The organism is Nocardioides pyridinolyticus (assembly GCF_054653575.1).
Genome location: NZ_BAAIFY010000054.1, coordinates 1 through 6585 on the forward strand (window position 1 = coordinate 1; position 6585 = coordinate 6585).

Genomic DNA, 6585 nt, shown 5'->3' on the forward strand with positions numbered 1-6585 from the left:
CCCGCACCGCCCCGTCGAGGTCGGCACGCACCGCCATCGCCCGGTCGATCCACTGCGTGTGCACCTCCGCACCACTGGCCGAGGGCAGTCCCGCCCCACCGGCGATCAACCGGTCCGCCAGCAACGCCAACCGGTCCCGCTCCTGCGGGGTCAACGCCGGCGCAGCGGCCGGCTGGATGGTCACGTTGGTGATGCTCATGCCGTCGACACCTCCTGCTCACGCCGGTTCTCCACCAAGTGCGCCGCGGTGCGCCTCGCCAACGCGCAGATGGTCGAGGTCGGGTTCGTGGCGGTCGAGGTAGGGAACACGCTGCCGTCGATCACGTACAGGTTCGGCACGTCGTGCGTGCGTCCCCACCGGTTCACCACCGACGTCGCCGGGTCGTCGCCCATCTTCGCCGTGCCCAGGTTGTGGCCCGAGGAGAAGTTGCGGAACGTGATCCAGGCCTTCGTCGCACCCGCGGCCTCGTGCGCCTCGAGTGCCCGGTTGAGCCCGAAGTCGAGGATGCGGTGGGTGTTCTCCGATGTCGTGTAGCTGATCTTCGCACCCGGGAGGCCGTCGGAGTCGGAGAGCTCGTGGTCGAGCGTGACCCGGTTGTGCTCCTCGGGCAGGTCCTCGGCGTGCACGATCCAGTCGATGGAGTGACCCACCGCCTGCTTCATCTTGGCGGTGAACTGCTCGCCCCAGAACGGCTCCTCGGAGACGCCCTCGCCGATCTGCCAGCGGGTGGCCATCTCGAGCGGGCCGCCGGTGCCCATCACGTGCCACTTACTGCCGCGGACGAACCCCCGCGACGCGTCGGTCTCGTAGAACTCCATGCACTCGATCTGGGTGCCGGCCGGGCCGACCCAGTCCTCGAGGTCGTCCTCGTAGAGACCGACCACCGAGCCGAAAGGGTGCAGCATCAGGCGCCGACCCACCAGGTCCGAGCTGTTGGCCAGCCCGTTCGGGAATCGCGCCGACTCCGACATCAGCAGCAGCCGGGGCGTGCCGACCCCGTTCGCGCCGACCAGCACCACCTTGGCGGGCTGGAACTTCTCCTGCCCGTCCTGGAAGTACACCGCACCGTTGGCCAGGCCGTTCTCGTCGAGGGTGATCCGGGCGACCCGCGCACCGGTCTCGAGCCGCGCCCCGTGCCGCAGGGCCTCGGGCAGCAGCGTGACGTCCGCCGAGCCCTTGGCCCCGACCACGCAGCCGGTCCGACACACGCCCAGCCGCTCGCACTGCGCCTGGCGACCATGCTGCCGCGACGGGATCGCCGAGTACCCGGGCCACCAGTGCCACCCGAGGCGGTTGAGCCCCTCGGCCATCGTGCGACCGGTCAGGTGGATGGGGTGGGCCGGCAACGGCGGCGGGGCGCCGGGCGGGTACGCCGGGTTCCCGGCGAGACCCGAGACACCCATGTCGTAGTCCGTCGCCTCGTAGTGGGGCAGCAGGTCCTCGTACGAGATGGGCCAGTCGTCGGCCACGCCGTCGAGGGTGCGGACCCGGAAGTCCGACGGCATCGGCCGGCTCCAGACCCCGGCGAAGAACACCGTGCTCCCGCCCATGCCGTTGTACATGTAGACCGGCTGCTCGGAGTCGTCCAGGTTGGTCGGGTAGTCCTCGGCCCGCGAGCGCATGTTCGGGTCCGGGTGCCACTGGTGGTTGCCCCAGAGCAGCTCGAACTCCGGCTTGTCGCCGGGGAGGTCGCTCTGACTGGTCCAGGCGCCCTGGTCGAGCACGACGACGCTGAAGCCCGCCGCGGCCAGGTGCTTCGCGGCGGTGGCGCCCGACGCACCAGCTCCCACGATGAGGACGTCGGCGGTGGGCGACCCGGTCATGACTTCCTCCCTTTGTGCAATATATGCATTGACATCGCGTATGTTGCACAACCTTATCGAGTGCGCAGCGCCGCTGTCAACGAGCCGTGGCGGCCGCCGACCGGTCGTGCCGACCCGTTCCCCTACAGGTTCAGGCCGAACACGGCGAACACGTTGACGACCACGCCCACCCCGAGCGCAGCGATCGCACCCAGCGACATCGGCATGACGGGAGCCTTGGCCTTGACGTTGAAGAACCAGGCCGCGACCACGGCGGCGACGCCCCACTGTCCGGCCCAGGCAGCAGCGGCCAGAGCCCCGCCCACGAGGAATCCGATCTCCATCACCTGGAAGATCGCCGTCCGCATCACGTCCGCGAGCTCGCGGATGTTCGGCCATCGCTCGATCCACCCGATGACCAGCAGCAGGCAGTAGACCTCGATGATGCGGAGCACGGCGACCGCCACCGCAGCGACGTACGGGTTGGGCATCGGCAGAGCCACGACCGGCTCGAGGAACGTGCCGGTCGCCATGGTGCCGGTCACCACCGCGGTCGTGAACTTCATGGGCAGGAAGGCGAAGGCCCACATCAGCATGACCAGAGCGGCCGGCACGACCAGGTGCACGGCATACAGGTGCGCGCTGAACGGATCCATCGCCACGACGCCGGCGTTGTACGCCGCGCCGCTCAGCCCCGCGAGAACCACGATGAGGGGCAGGTTGCGCTTGATCTGCCGCACGTTGCGGGCGAACATCGCCGACTCGTCCTCGGCGTCGTCGTCCTCGGCAGCCCAGGACGGTGCGTCGCCGGCCGCCGTGGGCTTCTCCTCCAGCCAGCCGGCCGGCACCTGCTCGTCCGCACCCACCGAAGCGCGCGCCTCGCGCACCAGCAGGACCAGCATGAACAGGAGCGCTGCGCAGAACGCCCACACCGAAGGCCGGGTGAGCTCGAGCTCGGTCGCGACGAACCACACCACCGTGCTCAACCCGAAGGCCCACATGCCCGCCTTGAGCCCGTAGTGGTAGCAGATGGTGAGGACCGGGAACAGGAAGAAGGCCTGGACGACGGGTTCGGTGAACAGCTGGGTGCCCTCGGCGAGGGGAACCGGAAGGCTGTCCATCCCCCTCGCCAGGAAGTGGAGCCCCAGCGCAACGCCTGCTCCCCAGGCACCTCCGAGCACGAGCGATCCGAGGACGCCGTTTCGGTTCGTACTCCCCTGCCACCACCGCCGGTCCAGGTCGGCAGGCAGCGACACGCCGATCCAGTCGGTCGCGATGTAGATCAGGTAGATCAGCGGGATCACGAAGCCCACCGAGTACGGCAGGCCGAACGCCCAGATGAAGGCGAGCGCCAGCGCGAAGGAGATCTTGGCGACCTCGCGCCTGCTCATCTCACCCGATCGGAGCGAGGGCATGATCGGCCGGAGGCCATCGTGGAACACGCTCACGTTCCGGTTGACCAGCACTGTCGACAACGCCCCCATGGCCGCGAACAGCGGGATGGCGGGGAGCAGCGGGATAGGCAGGGCCACGTCGGATCCCAGCACGATTCACCTCTCTGTCAATGGTCGGCCGGAGCTCGGCCTGGGGCGGGCGCCCCCGGAAGTCACGGGCGGCGGACCGTCACATGTGGCTGCCGCCGTTGACGTTGAGCTGCGCCCCCGTCATGAACGACGACTCGTCGCCGGCGAGGAACAGCACGCTGTCGGCGATCTCCTCGGGCCGACCGAGCCGGCCCAGAGCAGCCTGGCCCGGCATCGCCGCCTGGACCTCGGGTGCGAAGCTGTCGAGCATGGGGGTCTCGATGCAGCCGGGGTTGATCACGTTGGCGCGGATCCCCTGGGCCGCGGCGAACTTCGCGACCGACTTGGTCAGGCAGATGACCGCGGCCTTCGAGGCTGCATAGCTCGCACCGCTCGTGGTGCCGCCGACGAGCCCGGCGCGCGAGCCGATGTTGACGATCGAGCCACCCGCCGGCATGTGCGGGATCACCGCCTTGCACATCAGCCAGGTACCGCGCACGTTGATGTCGAAGACCCGGCTCCACGACTCGGGGTCGATCTCGTCCATCGGTCGCGGGTCCACGATGCCGGCGAAGTTCACCAGCGCGTGGATCCCGCCGCGCTCGGAGGCGAACGACGTGACCACACGCTCGACGTCGTCGGGGGATGTGACGTCGAGCACCAGCGGCGAACCGCCGACCTCGTCCGCGATCGCGCGGACCGCGTCCGCGTTGATGTCCGCCACGCCGACGTGCGCGCCCTCGGCGGCGAGCGCGCGGACGCTTGCCACTCCCATTCCGCCGGCCCCGCCCGTCACGAGCACGGTCCGTCCCGTCATTCGCTGCGCCATTTCTCTCCTTCAGTGTCGGATAGAAACATCATGACGTTATGACCACTGTCACGTCCAGTCTCAGTCCTATCCCTGGACACACGCGTGGGCCGGGACCTTCGGCCCCGGCCCACGCGCCGTCGAGTACTAGGACTCCCGGCTCACTGGCAGTCGGGCGCTGCGTCCTCGCACGCCTGGAGCACCGCGTCCGGCGGGTCCTTCTTCCAGGCGTCGTTGTAGGCCTGGGTCAGGTTGTTCTGGGTCACCGCAAGGGACGGCACCCCGATCCACGCGGGAACCTCCTTGCCGATCAGGGACAGCATCATCGCCCGAGCCTCGGCGACACCCTGGTCGTACGGGCGCTGGGCACCGACGCCCTTGAGGTACTCGCCGGTCGCGATGTCGGTGGCGGCCTGGTCGCCCAGGTCGATGGTGGTCACCGGAATGTCCCGGCCCTGGGCGCGCAGCGCCGCGATGACGCCGGCGGCCGGGCCGTCCCAGACCGCGAAGACGCCCTGGACATCCGGGTTGGCCGTGAGGAAGTTCGCTGCCACGTCGCCGGCCTGGTTCGGGTCGGTGAACGCCGCCTCCTTGATCGTCACGTCAGGGCGGTTCTCGGCGAACCAGTCCTTGACGCCCTTCGTGCGCTGGTTGGTGACGAAGAACGTGATGCCGAAGTCGACGATGCCGACCGTGCCGTTCTCGGGGATGTAGCACGCCAGCTTGGCGGCAGCGATCTGGCCGTTGCCCTGGCTGTCCGCCGAGATCACCGACTGGTAGTCGTCGGGAGCAGTGAGCCCCTTCGCCGCGTTGTCCATGAAGACCAGCTTGATGCCGGCCTCGCCCACCTTCTTGTAGGCCGGGGCGGTGGCGACGTCGTCGACCGGGATGCTGACGATGCCGTCGGGGTTCAGCTGGATCGCGTTCTGGATGTTCGCGATCTGCTTGTCGACCTTGAAGTTGGCCTCGGTGTTGCTGATGATCTCGACGCCGTACTTGTTGAACTCGTCGGTCAGCCCGCGAGTCTGGCCGTTGGGCCAGTCGCCCGCGAACTGGAAGACCAGCGCGACCTCGAAGTTGCCTTCCCGGATCTTCTGGGCGTCCTCCTCGGAGATCGCCACGTCGTCCGGAGATGCGGCCGGCTCGCCGTTGGGCCCCTCGCCGACGATCTCGCCTGGCTCCAGGGCAGGCACTGCGGTGGCCGCGTCCTCCGCACACGCGGGGTTGTCGGCGTTGATGTCGGTGACGGCACCGCTGCCATCACTTTCCGAGGATCCCGAGCTGCAGGCCGCGGTGAGCAGCAGCACCGCGGCCGTCGACGCCATGGCGACGGAGATGCGCCTTTTCTTAGTGGTCACTGGACTCCTTGAGTTCGGCCCCGGTGGGAGGCGGATCGAGGGGGTCTTCCGCGAAAGGAAGGTCCTCCGTTGTTCATCATGTGCAGTCGCTATGCAGCACTCACAACATGCGCTAGACGCGTGTGACGCCAGTCACGGGGAGAAGTATGCGCACACCAGCGGCATATTCGTCTAGCAAAACGAACGTTTTGTTGTTGACATGCAAAACACCCGAACCTCGGAGCGGCCCCGAGTGTCATCGAGGGCTGGACGTCACCACTTCGTGTGCATATAGTGCATTCGGATTGCACCTACTGCACACTAGCGCACGCCTGCGTCGAGCGGAAGCGTCGCTGACCCACGGAGGACCCATGGAGTTCATCGAGATCGACGAGGAGCGCGGACGCGCCCTGCTCGCGAGCGTCGGCACCGAGATCCACGCGATCGAGCAGGAGGGTAGCGCCGAGGAGAGTCGCGTGGTGGAGGCGGTGCTCGGCGAGGGCGAGCGCCACGTGCGGGCCACCTTCGACGCCACCCCCCCGGCCGCCGGGGAGGAGCAACTCGCCCACTGCGCCTGGCACACGAACTGCGTCGTCGAGGCACATACCCTGACCTCCGGTCGAGGGTTGTTCCAGTTCTGGACCGCTGAAGGGCCGGTCAGCGTGGTGCTGACCGGCGGAGACCTGCTGGTCAACCGGGGCGCCGAGCACCGGTACCTGCCGCTGGGCGACCAGCAGCTGCGGTTGCGCCACTCCGGACCGCCGGACGGGGACTTCGGGTACGTCGACACCGGCCGCAGCCCGATGCCGTGGCCGGACGTGCCTGCCTCGTGATCCAGACCGTCGCCATCGTCATCTCGTTGGCCATCGCCACTGTCGGCACCGCCCTGTTCGTTCGCGCGGTCCGGGGGATCTTGGGCGTGGTCCGGATCGGGCAGCCGGCCCAGCGCACCGACCACAAGGGCGCCCGCCTCGCGGCCCTGCTCAAGGAGACGCTGGGACACACCCGGATGCTGCAGTGGACCCTGGTCGGCGCCGCGCACTGGTTCGTCTTCGTCGGGTTCGGGCTCCTGTTCTTCACGCTCCTCACGGCGTTCGGGCAGCTCTTCGACGCG

6 protein-coding genes and 1 pseudogene are annotated in these 6585 nt (G+C 68.6%); 2 read left to right on the forward strand and 5 right to left on the reverse strand.

Annotated features, from left to right (window positions below; translation table 11 throughout):
* The 5 genes from ACYQ0U_RS22380 to ACYQ0U_RS22400 form a co-directional block, all read right to left on the reverse strand.
* On the reverse strand, nt 1-199 hold a 199-nt coding region (locus ACYQ0U_RS22380; RefSeq protein WP_459976097.1), incomplete at its 3' end, for a hypothetical protein.
* Complete coding sequence (locus tag ACYQ0U_RS22385) at nt 196-1824, reverse strand: GMC family oxidoreductase (RefSeq protein ID WP_459976098.1); 1629 nt, start codon at nt 1822-1824, stop codon at nt 196-198. The genes ACYQ0U_RS22380 and ACYQ0U_RS22385, both read right to left, overlap by 4 nt.
* A gap of 122 nt (nt 1825-1946) precedes the next feature.
* A complete protein-coding gene (locus ACYQ0U_RS22390; protein ID WP_459976099.1) occupies nt 1947-3335 on the reverse strand; it encodes a YhfT family protein in 1389 nt (462 codons plus the stop codon).
* Between the two features lie 91 nt (nt 3336-3426).
* Nucleotides 3427-4155 (reverse strand): SDR family NAD(P)-dependent oxidoreductase, encoded by a 729-nt coding sequence (locus tag ACYQ0U_RS22395; RefSeq protein ID WP_459976100.1) that lies wholly within the window; start codon nt 4153-4155, stop codon nt 3427-3429.
* Nucleotides 4156-4295: 140 nt separating this feature from the next.
* A complete protein-coding gene (locus ACYQ0U_RS22400; RefSeq protein WP_459976101.1) occupies nt 4296-5492 on the reverse strand; it encodes a substrate-binding domain-containing protein in 1197 nt (398 codons plus the stop codon).
* A gap of 350 nt (nt 5493-5842) precedes the next feature.
* On the opposite strand from ACYQ0U_RS22400, the gene ACYQ0U_RS22405 reads away from it, so the two are divergent.
* Together ACYQ0U_RS22405 and ACYQ0U_RS22410 are read left to right on the forward strand one after the other, a co-directional pair.
* Nucleotides 5843-6304: a hypothetical protein gene (locus tag ACYQ0U_RS22405; RefSeq protein WP_459976102.1), complete on the forward strand. Its 462-nt coding sequence runs from the start codon at nt 5843-5845 to the stop codon at nt 6302-6304.
* Nucleotides 6301-6585, forward strand: a pseudogene (locus tag ACYQ0U_RS22410) (Fe-S oxidoreductase); the annotation flags it as partial. The gene ACYQ0U_RS22405 and the pseudogene ACYQ0U_RS22410, both read left to right, overlap by 4 nt.